This is a genomic window from Streptomyces sp. NPDC004435 (assembly GCF_042873895.1).
In the GTDB taxonomy this organism is placed as follows: domain Bacteria; phylum Actinomycetota; class Actinomycetes; order Streptomycetales; family Streptomycetaceae; genus Streptomyces.
In genome coordinates, this window is sequence record NZ_JBIAMB010000005.1 from 371,302 (window position 1) to 392,693 (window position 21,392).

9 protein-coding genes are annotated in these 21,392 nt (G+C 70.8%); 8 read left to right on the plus strand and 1 reads right to left on the minus strand.

Features of this window, described 5'->3' with window-relative positions; all coding sequences use genetic code 11:
* The first annotated feature begins 54 nt into the window (after nt 1–54).
* The 8 genes from ACFYT9_RS11835 to ACFYT9_RS11870 all read left to right on the plus strand — a co-directional run bounded on the left by ACFYT9_RS11835 (nt 55) and on the right by ACFYT9_RS11870 (nt 20,919).
* Entirely contained in the window at nt 55–372 is a 318-nt protein-coding gene (locus ACFYT9_RS11835; RefSeq protein ID WP_375880905.1) for a hypothetical protein, read from the plus strand.
* Nucleotides 373–425: 53 nt separating this feature from the next.
* Nucleotides 426–764 (plus strand): hypothetical protein, encoded by a 339-nt coding sequence (locus ACFYT9_RS11840; RefSeq protein ID WP_389162530.1) that lies wholly within the window; start codon nt 426–428, stop codon nt 762–764.
* 128 nt (nt 765–892) lie between these two features.
* The gene (locus tag ACFYT9_RS11845; RefSeq protein WP_389162532.1) at nt 893–3,211 is read left to right on the plus strand and encodes a phage portal protein; all 2,319 of its coding nucleotides are present in this window, start codon (nt 893–895) and stop codon (nt 3,209–3,211) included.
* On the plus strand, nt 3,208–3,423 hold the full coding sequence (locus ACFYT9_RS11850; protein WP_375880911.1) for a hypothetical protein: 216 nt from the start codon (nt 3,208–3,210) through the stop codon (nt 3,421–3,423). The genes ACFYT9_RS11845 and ACFYT9_RS11850 overlap by 4 nt, the downstream gene beginning before the upstream one ends.
* Before the next feature lie 236 nt (nt 3,424–3,659).
* A complete protein-coding gene (locus ACFYT9_RS11855; protein WP_389162535.1) occupies nt 3,660–19,811 on the plus strand; it encodes a hypothetical protein in 16,152 nt (5,383 codons plus the stop codon).
* An 11-nt stretch (nt 19,812–19,822) separates the two neighbouring features.
* Complete coding sequence (locus ACFYT9_RS11860; RefSeq protein WP_389162538.1) at nt 19,823–20,056, plus strand: hypothetical protein; 234 nt, start codon at nt 19,823–19,825, stop codon at nt 20,054–20,056.
* Between the two features lie 56 nt (nt 20,057–20,112).
* Complete coding sequence (locus tag ACFYT9_RS11865) at nt 20,113–20,694, plus strand: hypothetical protein (RefSeq protein WP_389162540.1); 582 nt, start codon at nt 20,113–20,115, stop codon at nt 20,692–20,694.
* A 12-nt stretch (nt 20,695–20,706) separates the two neighbouring features.
* Complete coding sequence (locus tag ACFYT9_RS11870; RefSeq protein WP_389162543.1) at nt 20,707–20,919, plus strand: hypothetical protein; 213 nt, start codon at nt 20,707–20,709, stop codon at nt 20,917–20,919.
* 6 nt (nt 20,920–20,925) lie between these two features.
* Here ACFYT9_RS11870 and ACFYT9_RS11875 read toward each other — a convergent pair whose 3' ends face one another.
* Nucleotides 20,926–21,270, minus strand: a complete 345-nt coding sequence (locus ACFYT9_RS11875) for a hypothetical protein (RefSeq protein ID WP_389162546.1) — start codon at nt 21,268–21,270, stop codon at nt 20,926–20,928.
* Nucleotides 21,271–21,392: the final 122 nt, after the last annotated feature.

The following is a 21,392-nucleotide window of genomic DNA, read 5'->3' on the forward strand; positions in this document are numbered from 1 at the left end:
CAGCCGGACCATTCCCCATCGTCCTCTGAGCCTCAGGACCTCACGCACACGTGGTTGGTCGCGGCCGAGATCCAGGTCGAACCGCGAGTCGCGAGCATCGCCGACTTCAGGGGCTCGTTCAAGGCCACCGCCGGGCAGCGAGTGGAAGCGCTGGAGGTCTACTGCAAGGGCTGCCGCCGCCCGTACGACGACGTGAAGGGCCGGCCCTGCGAGGAGAAGGTGGATAACCGCCACTTGATCGGCGGGGACCAGTCCATCCGGAAGAAGCGGAAGCTGCCCCCGCCGCCGAAGGGCGTGCGGATCATCCCCGGTGAACGAATCCAGCGCCGGGGCATCGGCGCGTACATGGCTGGCGTCACCCGCCCGAGGTGACCCGCTCGTCGAGCACGCGACAGTAGCCCCACCCCCCGCTCAGGGTGCGCGCCGTGAGCACACCACCTGAGTCCCCCTCGACAGATCGCCTCGTACGAGAAGCCGCCGGCCTGCTCCTCGCCGCGATCGGCACGCTGCTCGTCCTCTTCTCGCTCGGGCTCATTCACCCGGTCCTGGGCAGCACCGCCGCGACGGCAGCCGCTCTCGGCCTCAGCTACTTCGTCCTGCACCCCCGTGGTCGAGGCGGGCGGATCGCGGCACGGGTGCTCACCGGGACCACATCTCTGGCCAGCGGCGTGACGGCCTTCCTGTATGTGCCGCCGCTCGCGTGGGTGGAGATCGGCGCGGCGGCTGTGGCCGTAGGAGCGTGGCTCGCCAGCGAGGGGGCCTGATGCCGCGCGAGTTCCTGCCTGGGCTTCGTCGCCTCCTCACCTCCCGCCCGGCGCAGGTGGAGGTGGAGGAGAAGTCCGCGGCGATCGGATCGTCGTACGTGTCGATGACGTACGCCGGTACGACGACGGTGTGGGGCACGGAGAACCGCGGGGCCGGATGGGACCTGGACCGGGTCATCCAAGAGGGCTACGAACGGAGCGTCTGGACCTTCAAGGCCGTCGAGGCGATCTCCAAGCACCCCGGCGCCCTCAGCATCGAGATCGGACGCGGCGGCGATGACCGGCAGTTCGCCGAAACCCTCACGGACCATCCCCTGCTGCGCGTGCTGAACGTCCGGGCGAACCCTCTAGAGACGGCAGCCGTCTTCAAGAAGCGGCTCTCAGCGCAGTTCCTGCTCTCGAAGAAGGGCGCGTTCGTCGAGATCACCCGCTCGCGCGCGGGCATGATCACCCGGCTCGATCTGCTGCCGCCCAACCGGGTCGAGCCGATCCCTGACCCGCGCGGTGACTACCTCAGCCACTACCAGTTCACGACGTACGACGGCAGAATCCGCGAGCTCGATCCCAGCCGCGTCGTCTGGCTGCGCGACCCCCACCCGACCGACCCCTACTGCGGCGTCACCCCGCTCGAAGCCGCCGGTCTGTCCGTCGACCTCGACATCAAGGCCCGGCTCTACAACATCGCCTTCATCGACAACGACGCGAGGCCGAGCGGGATCGTGGCCATCGATGTCGACGGGCTGGACCAGCGGGAGATCGACCGCATCCAACAGCGTCTCGCACCCGGTGCGCAGCAGGCGGGCGAGACCGTGGTCGTCGGCAGCGGGCCGGGCGGCCTCAACTACGTGGACACCAGCACCCGGCCCCGGGACATGAACTACGAGTCCCTGGCCAAGGCGGCAAAGGACGAGATCTTGAGCGCCTTCGGGGTGCCGGAGAGCATCGTCGGAAACGCGTCCGAGAGGACTTACGCGAACGCGGACCGCGAGGAGTGGAACTACTGGCAGCACACCGAGCTGCCGCACCTGGGCCTGATCGCGTCCGCCTTCGACTTCGATCTCGACGACGGCTGGTCGATCCGCTTCGACACTAGCGGGGTCGAGGCGTTGGAGTTCCCCAGGCGGCAGCGTCGGGCGGAGGCCCGGGAAGAGTGGAACGCCGGTTTGATCACGGCCGACGAGTACCGGGAGATCGCCGGTCGCCGGCCGTTCAATGTGCCTCACACCCGCGCCCTGTGGATCAGCCCCCAGAAGGCGCCCGTGCCTGCGAGCGAGGCTGACGCTGCCGCGCTCGGCGTTGCGCAGGACCCCGCAGCCGGTGGTACGCCGGGCCTGCCTGGGGCTGGAGGTCCGCCTGCACGGCCGTCGTCTGCCGGTGCCGGGTCGGCGGCTGCCGCTGTCGCCGAGCCCACTGGCGCCTCCGGGTCGTCAGCTGCCGAGGACGTGGCGGCGGCAAGGAGCATGCTGGATGCGCCCGCCCTCGGCTCGGCCGCCGAAGACGTAGTCGCAGCGCGCGAGAAGCACCCGCTTCGGATCGACGGCGAGGCGTCAGCCGACGTGGCGGCGGCCCGCTCCACCGCCACCGCAACGAGCTCGGGGGACGCGGCGACGGATGTCGAGGCCGCGCGTACTCCGCTGGAGGGCAAGTCCGCCTCCGGCGGCGGCTACGAGGTCACGGACTCCGATTTCGACACGGCGGTCTCAGCGGTCACGGCCGTGCTCGCCGCGCTCCTGGCTCGCCAGGAAGGCGTGATCCGGGCCCGGCTGCGCTCTCCGAAGCTGCGCAAGCACACAAGGTACTGGTCCCCGGACGGAGACACCGATCTGCGCGGAGGGACGGCGGCGATCGACGGTCAGCGCGTCGTCGGTGCTGCCCGCTGGGAGGAGGAGGTGGCCTCCACCCTTGCTCCGGTCCTTCAGCAGACCGCGTCGTCCACCGCCCAGAAGGTGACCAAGCACCTGACGGGCGCTGGCAGCGTGCCGGCCGGTGCCGCCGCCGCTGCTCTCACCGCGGCTGCTGTGTCCGGGCGCGCCGTCCTCGCCCTGCTCGCGGATCTGGCTGACGCCCTGGACGCCGCCCAGAACGAGACGACGACCCTCGCCGATCTCGACGAGGTGATCACCAGCTTCTTCGCGGACCGCGCCGCGCCGTTCATCAGCCACATCGCCGAGTCCTCTGCGGTGACCACCGTGAACGGAGCTGCCGACGCTGCCGCCGAGAGCATCGGGCCATCAGTCCTGCGTACCTGGGTGACGAGGCGCGACGGCCGCGTACGGCCGCAGCACCAGCAGCTCGACGGAATCACCCTGCCCACCGGCACCGCGTTCGAGGTGGACCGTGTCCGCCTGCGCTACCCCGGCGACCCATTCGCCCCAGCTGACCTCACCGCCAACTGCCGCTGCCGGCTGCGGTACCGCACCGGCCCTGCTCCGAGGGAGACCCCGTGATCTGGCCCACCGTCTGGTTCGTCTGGACCTGCATGTTCGCCGTCGCCGAGACCATCGCCCTGGTCAACCGGCGCGAGGGCGACACCCTGAGCGAAACCGTCCGGGCTCTGTTCCACACCCGCACCTCCAAGGTCGGACGGGCGGCGTTCGCCGTCGGGTGGGCCGGATTCTCCGTCTGGTTCGCGGTACACATCCTCACCGAGACGATGTGAGCCCGTCTCCGTAGAGGGCAGCCCCGCCGGACAGGCAGGCCGCGACGCTAGGCCGTCGCGCTCTGCATCGTCCGCGCATGCTGATGCGCACCGCCCCGACCGACCTGAGTCGCACCCTTGAGGCCAAGTCCGTACGACGGCCGTGGAACTCTGCCCTCCACCCTCGGGACTCGAAGGGCAGGTTCATCGAAACGGGAGGAATTGCCCGCCTTTGGTCGGGCAATCTCGCCCGCGTCGTGCGCGCCCTGCCTCGCGACCGCGTCCTCGTCCAGGACCGTGCGTCCGACGGCACCTACACGGGACGGCGGCACAGCACCAGCGCCAAGTGGATCACCATGGTGGCGCGCCCCGACGGCTCCGCGCCGACCGCGAACCAGAAGAAGGTCGAGCAGGAGGACGCCCGCCGGGGCGCCGACGACCGTCGCGGCCTCGGGCTGTCCCGCGACGACCACGGTGACCCGGACACGCCGGACGAGCCACACGACGTCGACGACGAGGGCAACGCGATCGGCGACGATGAGGGTGACGCGCCGGAGGACGACGACCAGGACGAGCCGGAAGACGGCACCCACGACGTCGACACGGACACCCTGCCCAACCGGCAGGCTCTGCCCGGCAGCCGTTTCACGGACACGGCCGCCGTACGTCGGCACTTCCTGGAGCTGGCCGAGCAGCCCGGCACCAACTCGGCGGCCCTGCGACGTCTCGCGGGCGATGAGGACTTGCAGATCACGCCGACCGGCGGCCTGGTCACCACCCGCGACGACGCCAACGGCCGCTGGTACCTGACCGCGACCGGCACCGGCGGCTACCTCGACGTCGGCGACTTCTCCAGTCGCAGCGAGGCGGAGGCCGCCGCCGACTCCATCCACGAGAACGTCCGCAACGGCCACATCATGCCGGGCGAGTTCAACCAGCCCATCGACTTCTCCGACCCGAAGATCGGGACCTGGCTCCAGGACTGGCGCTCCACCAAGGGCGAGGGCGCCGAGCAGGCGATCCGCCGTGCGGTCAGCGACTTCCGCGCCTCTCGCCACAAGGAGGGTTCCGCCTCGCGTCCGAAGCCGGTACGCCAGGCCGCTCAGCCGCGAGGCCGGTTCACCACCCTCCAGCAGGCGCGGGACAACTGGGCCCGGCGTGCCGCAGACCTGCGGGCCTCCGGAAGCGAACAGGACCGGGCTGCCGCTCGTGCTCTCGACGAGCTGATCAAGGAGCCGCGGCTCAAGCTCGTCGGCGACGGACAGTTCGTCACCCACCGCGTGGACGGCGACTGGTACCTGCACGCGACCGGCACCGGACAGCAGATGGGGTGGTGGTTCGACAAGCAGGCGGACGCGAAGGGCTTCGCCGACCACATCGTTGGCACGCTGAAGGGCAAGGACGGCAAGCCGCTCGACTTCTCCGACCCCGCCTTCGCCGACTACCGGGGCACGTGGCGTTCGGACAAGGGCCGCGACTACCACCAGGAGTGGACCGCCGCTCGCGCCCTGTGGGACCAGGAGCACCCGCCCAAGCACAGCATCGCCACCGACCGGCTCGCCGAGACGCTGCGACGCCCGCCGTTCGGCGACCAGCCGACCCCGGACGACAAGGACGAACAGTCCGCTCCGCCGTCCCCGGCACCGGGCAACGACTCCGAGAACGACGTCCCGGGGACCGACTCCGGCCAGTCCGAACCTGGCCCGGCAGGCGAGCAGCCGGAGCCGGAGCAGGCCCCCGATCCCGAGGAGGCACCGGAGGAGAGCGACGACCGGCCGGCAGGCGTGCCCGCCGACGCCGAGCCCGTCGACGGCGTGCCCGGGTACTGGGCAACGTCCTGGAACCCCGGCCCGGTCACCGTGTACGGCCCGGACGGCAGCCGGATCGCGTCTGTCGAAGGCGGCTACAGCGACCGGCACGCGACCGTCGACGGCGTACGGCTCCCCATCGGCGGCCACCTCACCATCGCTGACCAGATCATCGCCCGCCACCACCTGGCCACCACCGACCCGTCCCAGGCCGACCGCGTCCACCTCGCGTGGACCATGCACAAGACCAAGCGCGTGGTCGCCGTACGCGGCACCGTCAAGGACGATCCGACCGACGACCGCGCCGTCAACGCGGCCGGCAAGCTCGCCTGGTCCCCGGTGCAGAGCGCGCGGATCACCGGCACCCAGTGGAAGCCGGAGACCCGCGACCGCAAGGCCGCCGACATCCTGGCCGCCTTCGTCCGCCAGGGCCGCAACGTCCGCTTCACGGACGAGACCACCCGCAAGTCCGATGCTCCAGAGCCGTCGCAGCCGCTCGACGAGGAGGACAAGAAGCTCCGCGTCATGTCCGAGACGGACCTGCGCGAGCACCGCACCAACCTCCAGTTCCACGCCCAGACGGCACGGTCCCCGCGCAGCAAGCAGCAGGCCCTCAACTCCGTGCGCAAGGTGGAAGCGGAGCTGGAGCGCCGTCGCGCCGTCGCCGAGGACGGCGAGCAGAAGACCCCTCAGGAGCGTGCAGCGGCCCTGAGCGATGTCGACCTCGCCCAGGCCATCAGTAACTCCGAGCGCGAGCGCGGCACCTACGGCTCGCGTCGCGGCGACAAGCTCAACGATGACGAACGGGCGCTGTACGCGGACCGCCGCCGCCGCTCCACCGAGCGGATCTCGCGCGTCGCGGCCCCGCAGGACCTCGACGACGACGCCCTCACCTCGTACATCCAGGACCTGGACCGGCTGAAGCGAGCCCACGACCCGGGCGGTTCGACTCACGAGGAAGACGACCTTGCCCCCGAGCGCGACCTCTGGGACGACGTCTCTTCCCGGCTCGACGATGCCCTGAAGGAGCAGAGCGAGCGGCAGCTCCGCCAGATCGAGCAGCGCCCTCCCGTGCAGGACCTCGACGACGAAGCCCTGGAGGCGGAGGCCGCCAGGCTCCCGGTACGCCTGCCGAAGCTGGACGAGGAGCAGAACAAGATCCTCTCTGCCCGCCGCAGAGCGGTGTACGAGGAGCGTCAGAACAGGAAGGCGGGGGTCTACCGGCGCCGGCCCGAGCCCTCCGGCCTCGAAGACGGCGATCTCGTCAAGGAGTTCCGCGAGCTCCAGAAGAACCGCAACCTGACATCCGGAGCCGAGCGCGAGGCCCTGGAGGAGCGCCGGCGGGCCATCTTCGACGAGCAGAACCGTCGCGGTGCGAAGGGCCACGAGGAGACCGTGCGGCGTGCCGAGACCCGCGAAGACCCGCTGAACGCGCACTACAACATCTCGGTCCGGGTCGACGGCAACTCTTACGGCGAGGTCTCGTACCACGAAACCGGCTCCACCTGGGCAGGCGGCCCCAAGGCCGGATGGAACGCGAAGACCGACCGGTACGGGGGCGGCCTGGGCTCCTTCCCGAGCATGGTCGAGGCCCTGGCCGCGCTCGTCGAGAACTACGACACCGACCCCAACACCGAGCCGGTCCGCCTGTACGGCCGGACCCACCAGGTATGGGTGCCGAAGATGTTCTTCGAGCTGTACCAGTCCTCCCGGCGCGCGGACTCCTTCCCGTCAGCGACCAAGGAACGCCAGACCCTCTACGGCCGGTTCAAGGGGCACGGCTACGGATGGTCGGACCGCACCAATCCGATCACCGGGAAGATCGGCAAGGGCGCCGTCCTGGAGATCCCTGAGGGACTGCTCGCCGAGTTCCAGCGGGTCACCGAGGAACTGTCCCGGGAAATGATGCTGCGGTCCACCGACCGCGAGCTGGACTCGTCGGACCGTTCCAAGGCCCGTACTCGACTGGCCGCGATCAACGCGGCGCTGCACGGCATCGACGCCGCGCGCACGAATGTACGAAAGGATGGCGGGGACGACGACCGCAAGGTCATCTCCGCCAAGGAGATCGAGGCGCAGCAGGCAGCCCTGCGCGCCGCACTGAGTACGGATGAGAGGGCTGAGGATGAGCATCTACAGCCAGGTGGCCAGGGACCACTGGACGAAGCATCTGCCCAGGGAACTGGCGCAGATGGCCGACCCGGAGAAGTTCTTCCTGAGCAAGGGCAGGGAGATCGAGACGGCGATTCTGGTGGCCGAGGAGGCGCTGGAGAAGACCGTGCCGGCGGCGACGGAGTACGAGCAGCGGGCGGGTCAGCTCAGGCAGATCAGGGCGACCGCGACCGAGATGGTGCTGCGGGACCTGCTGCCGGAGCCCGAGCCGGAGACCGAGGAGCTGCCGACCCTCACGCCGGAGATGCGGGATCTGCTGGCGATGAAGGACGAGGTGTACGACATGTAGGCCGGTTCCGGCCGGACCCGGCCGACGCCGCGACCCGCGGGCCCGTTCAGCGTGCTGCCGCGAACGTCGAGGCGATCCGGGTCCTGAAGCGGCTGGAGCAGGAGAACCGTCCGGCCACCGAGCAGGAGAAGCGCACCCTCGCCCGCTGGAGCGGCTGGGGCTCGGTTCCGATCATGTTCGCGTCGGAGCCGAACGAGAAGGAGCCGCGCTACCAGCAGGGTGGCGCGCGCTTCGGGAAGTTCACGCAGGACCACGCCCGCTGGGCGGAGTACACCGACCTGCGGGCCATGCTCTCGAACGAGCTGACGCCGCTGGAGTGGCAGCAGGCTCGACGCGGCACGCTGTCCATGCACTACACGCCTCAGGGCATCGCCGAGGCCATGTGGGACGGCCTCAAGGCCCTCGGGTTCGAGCGCGGCGACGTTCTGGAGGCCGGGTCCGGGTCGGGCACGTTCTTCGGTGTCTCCCCGCAGGACGCCCGCCTCACGGGCGTCGAGCTCGATCCGACCACGGCACGGATCGCGAAGGCGATCTACCCGGACGTCAACGTCCTGAACGAGAACTTCGCCGAGACGGACGCCCCGGCCGGAACCTTCGACGCGTCCATCGGCAACGTGCCCTTCGCCGCTGTCCCCTTCGGCGATAAGCGCTACCCGTCCGAGTCCCTGCACAACGGCTTCGTCACCAAGGAACTGGCACTGACCCGCCCCGGCGGCGTCACGCTCCTCATCACCTCGCGCCACACCCTGGACTCCAAGGGCGACAAGGCCCGCAAGCAGATCGCGAAGTACGGCGACCTCATTGGCGCCGTCCGCCTGCCGTCCGGCGTCTTCAGCGACGCCGGCACCAGCGTGGTCGCCGACGTCCTCGTCCTGCGTCGCCGTGCCGACGGCCAGGAGCCGGGAGACACCTCCTGGCTGAACGCGCCCGAGCGGAAGGTCGGGGACACCCGAGAGCACGTCAACGCCTACTTCGCTCAGCACCCTGAGCACATCCTGGGCGACCTCACCACCGAGTCGTCGCCGTACGGCCCGCGCCTGACCGTCAAGGGCGATCCGGGCAAGGCGGCCGACCAACTCCGCGACGCCCTTCGCGACATCGCCGAGAAGGCCAAGGAGGACGGCCGCGGCTACGAGCCGCACCCCGACGGAGACGACCGCCTTCCCATCCACCTCCAGACCGCCCGCGAGAAGCACGCCAACGACTGGACCGGCCGCCTCTACGAAGGCGACGACGGCCAGCTCTACCAGCACGTCAACGGCGGCAACCCCGTCGTAGTCGAGCCGTCCGACGGCCAGGCCGACCAACTCCGGGCCCTGATGCAGCTCCGCGACGTCGCCGCCGAACTGCGTGTCCTGGACCGCAAGCGGGAGGAGGACGAGCGGGCCGAGAAGCTGCGTGCCCAGCTTCGCGACCTGCACACCTCGTACGTGCAGCAGTACGGGCCGCTGTCCAAGCCGGGCCAGTTCCGCAGCATGAAGACCGGCGTCCGAGAGGACGGCACGGAGGAGCGCACCCCGACCGCCTGGGGCTACTTCCGCTCCGACCCCGACGCCGGGTCGGTCCTCGCACTGGAGCGCTGGGACGCGGACAAGCAGGAGCCGGTCCTCTCCCGCGTCTTCACCGAGCGGGCCGCCGCCCGTCGGCAGCCGCTCGACCAGACCGACGACCCGAAGACCGCCCTGTCCGCGGTCGTCGCCGCCACCGGCGAGGTCGACCTCGGCGAGATCGCCCGCCTGCTGAACACCGACCCGCAGGACGCCCTGCGGGCCCTGGGCACCGAGGTCTTCACCGACCCGGTCACCGGGCGCCTGGAGCTGGCCGGCGCCTACCTCTCCGGCCCGGTCCGCGACAAGCTCGCCGACGCCCGCCGCGCCGCCGAACGCGATCCTGCGTTCCAGGTCAACGTCGCCGCGCTCGAAGCCGTCCAGCCCACTGACCGCACGATCGGCGAGTTCACGCCCGAGATGGGCGCGCACTGGACGCCGCCCGAGCTGCTTCAGGGGTTCCTGCGCGAGTACCTGGGCGACAAGACGCTCCGAGTCGCCCACGACGACCGCTACGGCTGGATGCTCTACACCGGCCAGGTCCCGAAGGCCAACAACGTCCTGCACGGCGTCGCGGCCAACGAGGAGAAGGGGACCAAGGGCAAGGGTGCGGTCGACATCGCCCGCGCGATCCTCGGCCACGGCTCGCTGACGATCTACCGCGACGACAAGCGGCGGGACGTCGACGAAGAAACGTCCCGCCTGGTGCGGCAGAAGGCCGACCAGATGCGGTCGGAGTTCGCGAAGTACGCCACGGCCAACGCCGACCGCCTCACCCGCCTGACCAACTCCTACAACACGATCATGAACGGGCACGTCGTCCGTTCGTACGACGGCATGAGCCCGTCCCTGGACGGCTTCACCCCGGACCGCGACCCGCACCCGTGGCAGCTGTCCGGCGCCGCCCGCATGCAGTTCGAGCGGTCGGTGATCCTCGCCCACGAAGTCGGCCTGGGCAAGACCTCCACCCTCGTCATGGGCACCCAGGCCCTCAAGGGCTCCGGACAGATCGAGAAGCCGTTCGCCGTCGTCCCCGACCACCTCGCACAGCAGTGGTACGACGAGGCCCGCTACCTCTACCCCAACGCCGAGATCCACCTGATCACGTCGGCCGACCTCGCCGACGGCCGCCGCGACAGCACCCTGGAGTGGCTCCGCGCCAACAAGCCGGACCTCGTCATCTTCACCGAACCCGCTTTCGGGTCGATCAAGATGAGCCCGGAGGCGCAGGAGGAGTACGAGTTCCGCGAGCTGGAGGCTCTGCGAGAACAGCTCGACCGGCAGTACGAGGACGCCACCAACCCGAACCACCCGTTCATCGTCGCCAAGATCGAGCAGCGCATCGCGACGGTCCAGAACAAGATCAGCAAGAACGCCGCGCCCATGCGCACCCCCGGCGCCACGTACTGGGACGACCTCGGGTTCGACTACGCCGTCGTCGACGAAGCCCACCGCTACAAGGGCGTCGGCTTCCGCTCCCGTGAGGGCGGCGGCGACCCCGCGTCCATCCGGGGCGTCGACCTCCACCAGAAGCTGACCGACCTGCACCGGCGGCGCGCCGGCCGCGCCACCGTCACCCTGGCCACCGGCACGCCGCTGTCGAACTCGATCACCGAGCAGTACACGATGCTCGCCCTGGCCGCCCCCTGGGTCCTCGACTCCTACAAGGCCGGTGCCCCCGACCTGTGGGCCGCCACCTTCGGCCGCAAGACCCTCCGCGTCGAGAACGCGCCCGACGGCTCGGGCCTGCGGGTCGTCGAGCGGTTCAGCGAGTTCCACAACAGGCGCGCCATGAAGACCATGTGGGGCCTGGTCGCGGACACCAAGCGCGCCGACGACGTCGGCATCCCCCGGCCCAAGATCAGGGGCGGGCAGCCGAACCTGGTCATGGTCGACCCGACCAAGGACCAGACCGCCCGGCTGAAGAAGCTGGTCGCCCGTGGCCGCGCGATCCACAACGGCGAGGTCGACCGCTCCCAGGACAACATGCTCGCCGTGTCCAACGAGGGCACATCCGTCGCCCTGGACCCGCGGCTCGTCGACGCCAAGGCCCCGGCCGGCAAGAAGCTCGCCGCCGTCGCCGCCCGCCACGTCGAGCGCTACCACCAGCACAAGGACCGGGTCTACAAGACCCACTACGGCAGCACGGAGGACCACCCGGTCCCCGGCGCCCTCCAGATGATCTTCCTCAACGAGGGCGTCCCGGGCGGCAACAACCGAGGCGACTTCGACGCGTACGCCGAACTGAAGCGACTCATGGTCCAGGGCGGCATACCCGCCGACAAGATCGCCTTCGTCCAGGACGCCAAGAAGTCCGGCAAGCCCGAGCACCTGGCCGAGCTCTTCCGCCGCGCCCGGGACGGCGAGGTCTCCGTCCTCATCGGCTCCAGCAGCGTCGCCGGCACCGGCATGAACGCGCAGAACCGCATGGTCTCCCTCACCCACGTGGACCTGGACTGGGGCGCAGCGCAGATGGAGCAGCGCAACGGCCGCATCCTGCGCTACGGCAACCAGAACGACGAGGTCGAGGTCGACATCTTCGCGACCAAGGGCAGCCTCGACGGCTGGAAGGCCGGATTCGTCGCCTCCAAGGCGGAGGGCCTGGTCGACATCCAGCGCCCTGAGATGGCCGACAGCGACACCCGCGACACCGTCACCGAACTCGACGTCGACTACCCCGACTACGAGACGATGGAAGCGGAGATCGGCGGCAACCCCTACATGAGCCAGCTCATGAAGGCCCGCCGTCAGCTGCGTGACCTGGAGATCGACCAGCACAACGAGGCCGCCGAACGCGTACGGCGCGCCGAGGCACTGGCAGAGCTGGAGCAGGAGACCGCCGACACCCGGGCCGGCATCACCCGCCGCGAGGCGGCGCTGCCCCGCATCCGCGACGTACGCGGGACCTTCAGCATGGCCATCGGCGGCATGCCCTACACGGAGCGCGCCGACGCGGCGGCGGCCCTGCACCGGCAGGTGACCACCCAGCTCCTGGACCACGCCCACGAGGGCGTGAGCCCGTGGAAGACCGTCGGCCAGCTCGGCGGCCTGGACGTCGCCGTGCGAACGGAACGGCGCGCGGACGGGAAGCTCGTCGCCCATGTCGGCTTCCCCGACCTCGCCCGTTCCAGCTTCGAGCGCACCCCGGACGACCTGAAGAAGCGCGGCGCCGGGTCGGGCATGATCACCCGGCTCGCCAACGCGTTGGAGAAGGCCCCCGCCCTCCAGGAGGCCGACCGGCGGCGGCTGCCGGAACTCGACGAGCAGATAGCCCTGCTCCAGTCCGCACAGACCGCTGCCGACCTCACCCCGCAGATCGAGCACGCCCGTGCCCGCGCCAACCTGCTCGACGACATCGTGGGACGGATCGCCGACCTCGACAAGCTGCCGGAGATCGACGAGGACGACCTCGACAAGAAGCTCACCGAGACCCAGCGGCGCAAGATCGTCGAGGAGCGTCGTACGGCCCGTGTACCCCTCCAGGGTGCCGTCGGTGCTGCCGTCCTGACCCTGGAGGAGTTCGACAAGAAGTTCCCCGAACCCGAGCGCCCGGAGCGCCCCCGCGACCGGGGGCAGGAGCAGGTACGGCTTCCGGCCGACGAGGTCGCTCAGGTCCTCGACGCGATCCGCCCCGAGGAGGGTGGTGCCGGCGAAAAGCCGACCGCCCCCGGGGACTCGGACGAGGAATCCCCGCAGCCCCTCGCGGAAGATCTCTCGGAGGAGTCCCAGACGGCAGCGGGCAGCGGTCTCATCGCGGGCCGCTTCCAGTTCGACGAGCCCGTCACCGACCTCGACGGCCAAGGGTGGTACGTCGGCAGCGAGAACGACGACGGCACCGTGAACGTCTCCAACGGCCCGAGCAGCGAGACGTTCCGGCCGGAGGAGCTGACCAGCGCCCGCCAGGACGCCCCGTCTGCCCCGAACGTGCCGGAGATAGCGCCTGAAGGACCCGACGACACGGTCACGCTCGACCGCGACGATGTCGAGCAACAGCTCGAAGCCCTCCGCCCCGCAGGCGACCGCGCACCGTCCTCGATGAGCGAGCAGGAGATCACCGACGAGATCGTCTCCCTGATGGAACGGGAGATGCTGGAAGGTGAGCTGACCGGCGCCGACCGCACGCGAATGGCCGTCCTGGAAGCGGAGAACGACCGCAGAGCCGGGCGCGCCCCGAAAGCTGAGCCCAAGAAGCCCACCCCCGACCCCGTCGATGACGGGGGCCTCTTCGACGTCGCCGCACCCGCCCCGCAGGAGCCGGCCGCCGCCGACCCGGACAACCCGCTCGACCAGCCCGACGATCTGTACGGCACGCCGGACATGTTCGCCGACCACGAGGGCCGGGACACGAGCCGCCTGCGCCCCGTGCAGATGCGCAGCCCGGAGAACCTGTCCGAGGGCGACCGGTACACCGACGCCGACGGTCGTACGCACACGGTGGCCGAACCGCCCAAGCGCACCGGCCGAGGCCGGGTTCGCATCGTGACGGAGGGCGGCGAGGAGCACTTCTACAGCAGGGATGCCGAGCTCCGGCTTCGCTACCCCGACGAGGAGATCGACGACGACGCCCAGGACTCGAACAGCCGGGATGCGTCCGACGAACCCGCCGCCGACGACGCCCAGGGCGGCGCCCCGAACAGCGACGAGAGCGACGAGAGCGACGAGAGCGACGAGGACGAACGACAAGGCCACCGTCGCCGTGACGGCGACCCCGACGGTGCCGCACCGGCCGATGCCCCGGCCGGTGGGTCCGGCGGTCCTTCGCAGCCGGACGTCGACCAGGACGAGGAGGACGACAGCAAGAACGAGGAGGACGGCGCCGACTCCGCAGAGAACAACGAGGAGGACGACGAGCGGCGTCGCCGACGGCGTCGTGGTAACCGCCGGTCCGATGGCCGGGGTCCGAACGGGCCGGGTCTGCCGGGGCTTCCGGGCATCCCGCATCTGCCCGATGTCGACTCGCGTGCCCCCGAGGACGGTGGCACGGCTTCGGAAGGGCCATCCCCCCGCAGGGCGCCTCGCGACGTGCAGGGCCTGCGCGCAGCGTGGAGGCGCGGCGAGGGCCTGATCGCCGAGGAGAACACCCCGGAGCGGCGGGCATTCCTTGCCCAGCTCGCCGACAACCCCACGTTGTCGCTCTCCTCGGGAGGGGGGATCGCCACCTGGACCGACGACACCGCTCCCGATGGGATGCGACGCTGGCACTTCGCCCAGGCGCGCAACGGCGGCCGGTTCGGGGGGATCACCCTCACCGCTCGTACCGCTGACGAGGCTCGGGATCTCGCGGACCTCTTCGAGATCATCACCAGTGCCGGCGGACAGCAGATCGACTGGCACCAGCCGCTCACGACGAGTGCCGTCGCCGGGTGGAGCGACCGCGACGGGCGGACGCTGCCGGAGGCCCTGCGGCACCTGCGCGACCTGTACCAGGACGGCGACGAGCAGGAAGCGGGACTGGTCAAGCCCCTGATCACGCTGCCGGAGGACCTGACCGACTGGACCGACGAAGACCTCGCCGATGCGTGGGGAGCGGGCCTGTCCCCGGCCGACCAGCAGCGCGTCACCGCGGAGATGGACCGGCGAGACGACGCCGACCAGCGTGTCCGTGACGCCCTCCCGGAGACTCCGGCCGCCGACGCTGACGAAGTGCGTCGCCGCGGTGAGGCGATGGACGCGGCGCTCGGGTTCTCTGGCGCCGACGCCACCCGCCGTCCGCTGACGCGCGAGGAGCGGATGCAGCAGGAGTTCGCGGACTGGGACGAGGCCCGCTACCAGGCCGCGATCGAGGCCACCAACGGCTACTTCTACAGCAAGAACAGCCGTCGTCTGCCGCGCGTGAACGAGCGCGATCTGTTCTCCGGGGGCTCGCTCTCCAGGTTCGGTCGCTGGCGTGAGTACGCGAGCGAGGAGCTGATCGACTGGTACGACGCCAACGGAGGCCGCGTCACGTACAACGCCTTCAAGGCCCAGCGGCGCGCCCACGAGAAGATCGAGCGGGAGCAGTACGAGGAGCAGCGGCGCAACGCGAGTCCCATCCCCGAAACCTCGCCGGCTTCGTCCAGCCCTTCTCCGGCCGAGGGGCCGCGCGCGTCCGACGCTGACACCAGCAGCCAGATCGATGTCGACGACATCAGCTTGGCGTCGGCTTCTCCGGGCCGGGAGAGCGAGGAGGAAGGTGCCGCGCGCTTCGGCGGCCCCGAGCAGGTGCGGGCCTTCGTCGAGCGCGCCCAGATACGTGAGGGCGGCGGCGATGGCGTGTTCCAGGTGTGGATGGATGGCCGCAAGATCGGCCACGTCCGCCTCGTCGGCGGGAGCGCGGCCAAGGATTCCACCTGGGACAGCAGCCCCTCTCTCGTCCTTGGTGACGGTGGCATCACCCGTGCCGCGTCGAGGGACTTGGCCGTCGCTGCGCTCGTCGTGCGGGCTCTGCGTACTCCGGTCAGCGCTACCGACCCGAACGGGGACATCTGGGCGACCGTCAGGATGGATCTCGCCGGGCACTATCCGGAGCTTCCGGAGCTGCCCGCGCGGCTGGCCAAGGACCCGGCAGTGCGGGAGCGTTACGAGGGGATCGTCCAGCTCGTCGCGAACTTCCGCACCAGCGAGTTGGTCAGCGGCGACCTGCGCCAGGACATCGACCACGCCAAGGGCGAGTTCGAATGGCTGAGGGACGTCTTGTCCACGCTTCCGGCCAAGCAGCAGAACCGTGACGTGCTCAGGGATCTGGACCGGCGCGTTCTCCTGGCTTCATGGCTCCGTGAGAGTCTGCCTCCCGAGGACCGCGATGAGGCGGGCCGCGCGCCCGACGGCCCCGGGGAGCCGGGCACCTCCCCGAGTAGCACGGACTTCCCCGGAGAGACTACGGGCACTTCGCCGACGGACTCTGACGCCCCTGCCGGCGACATCGGCGAGCAGCGCCACCCGTCCGCTGACAGGACAGGTCGCAGCCGTCCCGAAGCGGAGCAGGGAACCACGCCCGAAGCGGCGCGCGAGGAGAGCGGTCAGGACGCGCGTGCCCGCCAGGACGACGAGGCCGAGGATAGGACGGGGGGCTCGGAAGCGAAGCCCGCCGCCGATCCCGTGTCGAAGCCTGACGAGACCGAGGACCCGGGGGCCCGGCCCGAGCCGAGCGTCGAGCCGGAGCCGGTCGGTGGTCAGCCCGCTCATTGGGCCAGCATCGACCACCTGGCCCCAGGCGACATGGCTCGTATCGACGGGACCACCCGGCGCGGTCGTGCCACCACGCTCGCCGGGTACGTGCTCGACTATCCGGAGCGGGTCACTGTGACCCGCCGGGGCCGCACCGAGGAGATGTGGCGCATCCGGATCGGCGAGTCCCCGGACAGCCTTTCCGGCTCCCGCAGTACCGTCTACACGCCGCTCACTGCCACGGCTGCCCGCGCCGAGGCGCCCGAGTCGTCCGCGCCGGGTACCCCAGTGAGCGGCGCCCAGGGCGAGGTCGCCAGCGGCGATCTTCCGGACCGTATCGCCACCGACTCCACCGGGGCGGGTCTCTTCCCCGGCAGCCACGTAACCGGCGCCGATGGACGCGACGGCACGGTCACGGGCGTCACCGATACCACCGCCAATGTCCGGTGGTCTGACGGCGACACCGATACGGGCGTCGCACCGGCGTCCCTGACCGCTGACGACGCGGACGACCGCCGCCCCGCCGGTTGGACCTCTACCGGCCAGCGGATTCGTCCGGGTCACCTCGTCGCTGACGACGGCGCGCTCCTCGGCCCCGTGGACGAGGCCGACGGAGATCGCATCACGGTCACCACCGCTGACGGCACGGTCACCCGCGATGCCTCGCGCCTGAGCGTGGTCGGCGAAGTCCGCGACGAGACCCCGCAAGAGGCGCCGGTCACAAGCGTCACCCCGCACACGGCTGGGGACACCTCCAAGGGCGACGTCATCGTCCTCGACCTCGACGGCTCCCTGATCACGGTGGAAGTCCGGGACGCGGACCGGGACGGCGACCGGGTCACCCTCGACTACGTCGACATCGCGACGGGCGAGCTCGGCGGTATCGAGATGGACGCCGCCACCGTCATCTCGAAGGCCGAAGGCCCCGACGGCAGCACCCCGGCATTCAGCAACACCGTGCCGGAGGCCGAGGGCGACTTGACCGTGCACGAGCCGCCCGCCGTCCTCGACCCCGTCGCCGGTCCGACCGTCGATCCGGACCTCACGCCGGCAGACCGAGACGTGATCGCCGACCACGGCTCCGCGCCGGAGGACGACCCCGACGCGCAGCAGGCCGTCGCCCGTATCGGGGCCGATCTGCCTGTGACGGACACCCAGGCCAGCGCGCTTGCCGCCCAGCTCCGGGCCAACGGCAACCCCGCTACCCGAGACGGACGGGCGGCGCTGCGCGCCGCTGACCACCTGGACCCGGACAACGCTCCGGAAGGACTCGACCGTCCCCGGCCGTCCACCGCCGCCCAGGTCGGCGAAGGCGACGTCATCGCAATACCCGACGAGCGTCGCGACAACGAGGTCCGCACCTACCGCGTCCTCGACGTCGAGGAGGCTCCCGGCGGCATGCGGAGTCTCTTGCTGGAGGACGAGGACCGGCAGTGGAAGCGTCGCATGGTCCCCGCCAGCATGCCCGTGTGGCAGTTGCCGGAGCCCACCCGCGCCGACGACAGCACCACCCCGGCCGCTACAGCACCGGAGACCCCTGCTCCGCGCGAGCCGAACCCCCCGCTGGCGTCTGTACGCCGCCAGATCATCGCCGAGCACGGCCGCATGATGGCCCTCCGCATCGTCGACGAGGCGGTGGCCGGCACGGAGCAGCCCGGGAGCGTCCACGCACTGCGCGAGCAGATCTCGCTTCGGCTCACGCCGGACGCTCTTCGCGATGCCCGCGAGCAGGCCCGCCGAGAAGCCGGCGCCGCGCTGGACGCCGCCGGGATCACGGGCCGGGACCGAGTTTCAGCTCAGCAGGCCCTTCGCCGTGCGCGGGACAAGGCTCACGACCGGACCGTCCGCGCCGCGCTCCGCACCATCAACGATCTCGAACCCCTCCCCGGTGAGCCTGACGAGGACCTGGCGCAGCGGGTCGCAGGTCTCCTCCGCCTCATCCCCGTCCCCGACGAGCCCGCGCCCGTCCGGCGCCGCAGCGCCCCGTCCGCGCCCGGCACCCGCGCCCAGGGCGGTGGGTCTTCGGAGGCGACGGGGCACGCCGATGACGCCGTGACGTCGCTGCTCCAGCACCTTCAGGACGGCGGCGTTGATCCGGCAGACCTCGATGCGCTGGCCGCATACCTGGCGCGTCAGCTCGACAACGGCAGGCAGGGGACGGCAGAGCGGATCGTCCGCCGTGCCGCGCCGGATGCCTCGAAGCAGCCAGGACTCCTCGCCCGGGCCATGGGACTGCTCTGGCGCCTGGGCCGTCGGCTCGTCGAGCTGGTGAAGGCCGCGGCCCGGAAGATCGCCGAGCTGTGGCGCAGCAGCCGTGACCGTTTGTCCCGTCTTCGGGCCTTCCTGAACCGCATGGTGACCCGTGTACGGGACTGGCCCGAGTCCCGGCGTCTGGCCCGCCTCCATGCCGCGCTGGATCTGCCGGACGTCGAGGGTGACTCGCTGGCCTCCCGCGTGTTCCAGTGGGCCAACTTGCTTCCGGAACCCGGTCAGTTCGGCCGTAGGGAGCGCAGTGCGTCGTGGTGGAAGCCGACCACGTGGGCGCAGCTTGCCGCTGGTCGGCTGCCCGGCCGTGCCACCGGCCGCCGCTCCGCGCCCGACCGGGCTTCCGACAACGGGCCGGGACTCGCCGCCCTGCGGCACCTCGCGGCCGTACGTGCTGCTGGCGCGGACGTCGACCGGGACGTGACCCGCCGCCTGTCCACCCTGCTGGGCGACGACTTCGGCGACGACCCGCACAGCACGCTCCAGCACGCGGACGACTACCTGACGGCCGCGGAGCACCGTCTGCTCAACCTTCAGGCGGCCCGGACCACGGCGCTGGACCCCGACGTCGAGGTAGAGATCGCTGCCGCGCGGATGGAGGTCGCCACCGCACGGCGCGAGTGGGAGGACCTGCGGCGCCAGTACGCCGCAGCGGTTCCCGAAGCGGTCGCCGGGGCGTTGGCCGGCATACGGGACCTCGGCCCTGAGGGCACGGCGGGGTTCGTGTTCGGTCCCGACACCGTTCCTGATGCCGAGCGCGCCGTCCGCAGGGTGCAGCGGCTTCTTCCTCGGGACTGGCTGAGCAATCCGGGTGTGCGACGTCTGACCGCGACCAGCGGAGACGGCGGCCAGTACGAGCCCGGCGTCGGCCGCGCCACGGTCGCTGACCTCGGAGACGAAGGCAACGGCACGGCCGCTCACGCTCTGGGACAGCACCTGGTCGCGCACATCCCGGACCTGGAAATGGCGGCGCAGATGTACTGGTTCACGCGGACGCACTCGGGCCGCCCCGGTGCCCGCGTCCGCAACGCCTCGGGGCTCAGCCGTCTCCTGGCCGAGCAGCAGACGCAGAGGACCACGGGTGACACCATCGCTCGCTCGATGCAGGCCATGTTCACCGGGGACTGGTACGAGGACGACGACTTGAGGGCGTTCCTCCTTGGCCTGCTGGCCACCCGATAGAAGGGGTAACGATGTTGGTCACTGGTCGCTTTGATGATGGTTCCGCCTATCAGGTGCGGGTCACCGGAGACGCGGAGCGGCCGGTGATCGGCTCCGTGCGTGCGGCTGCGCTCGTCGAACTGCACGCGGGCAAGCCGATCCTGCTCACGCCCACCGGGCCCCAGCGCACCGTCGCCGGGAACGACGTCCAGTCGGTGCGCGCCGTGCTCGGGCGGCACACCACCGTGCTCGACTCCGCGCCGTAAGGAGGTCCCTGGTGAGCGCAGGACACTAGGGGGCGGCCGTCCTCACCCTGCCCGGCGTGATCAGATACGGATTCGCGATCAAGGCGCTCCCAAAAAGCGGCAAGCCGTTCGGCGACGAGGAGGACCAGGACGACACCCCTGAGCTGGAAAACGGCCCGCTTCCCGAGGACGGCGCGCCAGCGTCAGCCGGGGCCGCCGTGTCCGAGCCGAATGCTTCGTCATCGGGTGTGGAGGGCGACACAGAGGCAGCCGAGGAGCCGCCGCTCGACGAGACCGGACCCGAGCCGGACGATCGCTCCTCGTCGACGGACGGTGATGCCGCAGCCGGTCCCGAGAGCGACGCGCGCCCCTGGTCGGGCGATCCGTACGATGAAGGCGACGAGACGGACCCCGCCGATGCCTTCGCCGCGTACAAGGGCCCAGGCGGCGAGGAGGCATGGCTCGATCAGGCTCCGGACGGCACACTGACGGGGTGGGTCAGGGATGAGACTGGCCAGGTGTGGCGGTACACAGATCCGAGCGTGTGGGCCATCGACGTCGACGACGCCCCGATGACCCGCACCCACAGTCAGGCCACCGCCGGGCCGCCGCCGGACGAGCACGGCGGCCAAGACCCCCTGTTCCCGCCGACGCGATAGGAGCCCTCAGCAGTGCAGCTCAACCGCCAGACCGCCTGGAAGCTGATGCAGGAGGGGAAGGACGCGTTCGCGCAGGGAGACCCGGGCGACGCCTGTCCCTACGACGCCCGCAGCGCCGACGCCGAGCAGCAGTTCGGCGCCTGGTACTGGAGCCGCGGATGGTCCGATGCTCGCACTGCCGCCGAAGCCGCCGTCCCGGAGTCAGACGTCGAAGTGGCTCGGTAGAAGGGCTCACGCAGCCGGGGAGTGCCCGGCCGCCATGAACCCCTTCCCGTCGGGCGCCCGCCGCAAAAGACCGCTCTCCTCCAGGCGCAGCACGCACACCGCCAGGCTCATCGCCTCCCGCACCGTGCCGATCAGCAGGAGCTCGCCGATCTCCTGCAGACGGGCAGGCGCGCCGGGCACGGTCCCGAGCATGCGCTTCACATCCTCGGTGTACGTGTACGAGGCGTTGATCTCGTGCTCCGTGAGCATGTCCTGCCAGTGGAAGCCGTCTTCGGCGGGCTCCTGGCTGCTGAGCTCGTCCCAGTCGCTGGGCTCGGGGGCGGTGTCGAGGCGGAGCATGTGCAAGCTCATGGTCGGGGTGGCCTTTCGGGTACGGGCGGACGGGTGCACACCATCGGAGCCGGTGCTTCTCGCACCGGGCTCGGGCGTGTCCAGTTGTTGCGATCCTCGGCCCGTACAGGCCGCCACTGCGG

Excerpts from the sequence above, each read along its gene's own strand:
- ACFYT9_RS11875 (WP_389162546.1), bottom strand. The coding sequence starts at position 21,270 with ATGAGCTTGCACATGCTCCGCCTCGACACCGCCCCCGAGCCCAGCGAC.
- ACFYT9_RS11860 (WP_389162538.1), top strand. The coding sequence starts at position 19,823 with ATGTTGGTCACTGGTCGCTTTGATGATGGTTCCGCCTATCAGGTGCGG.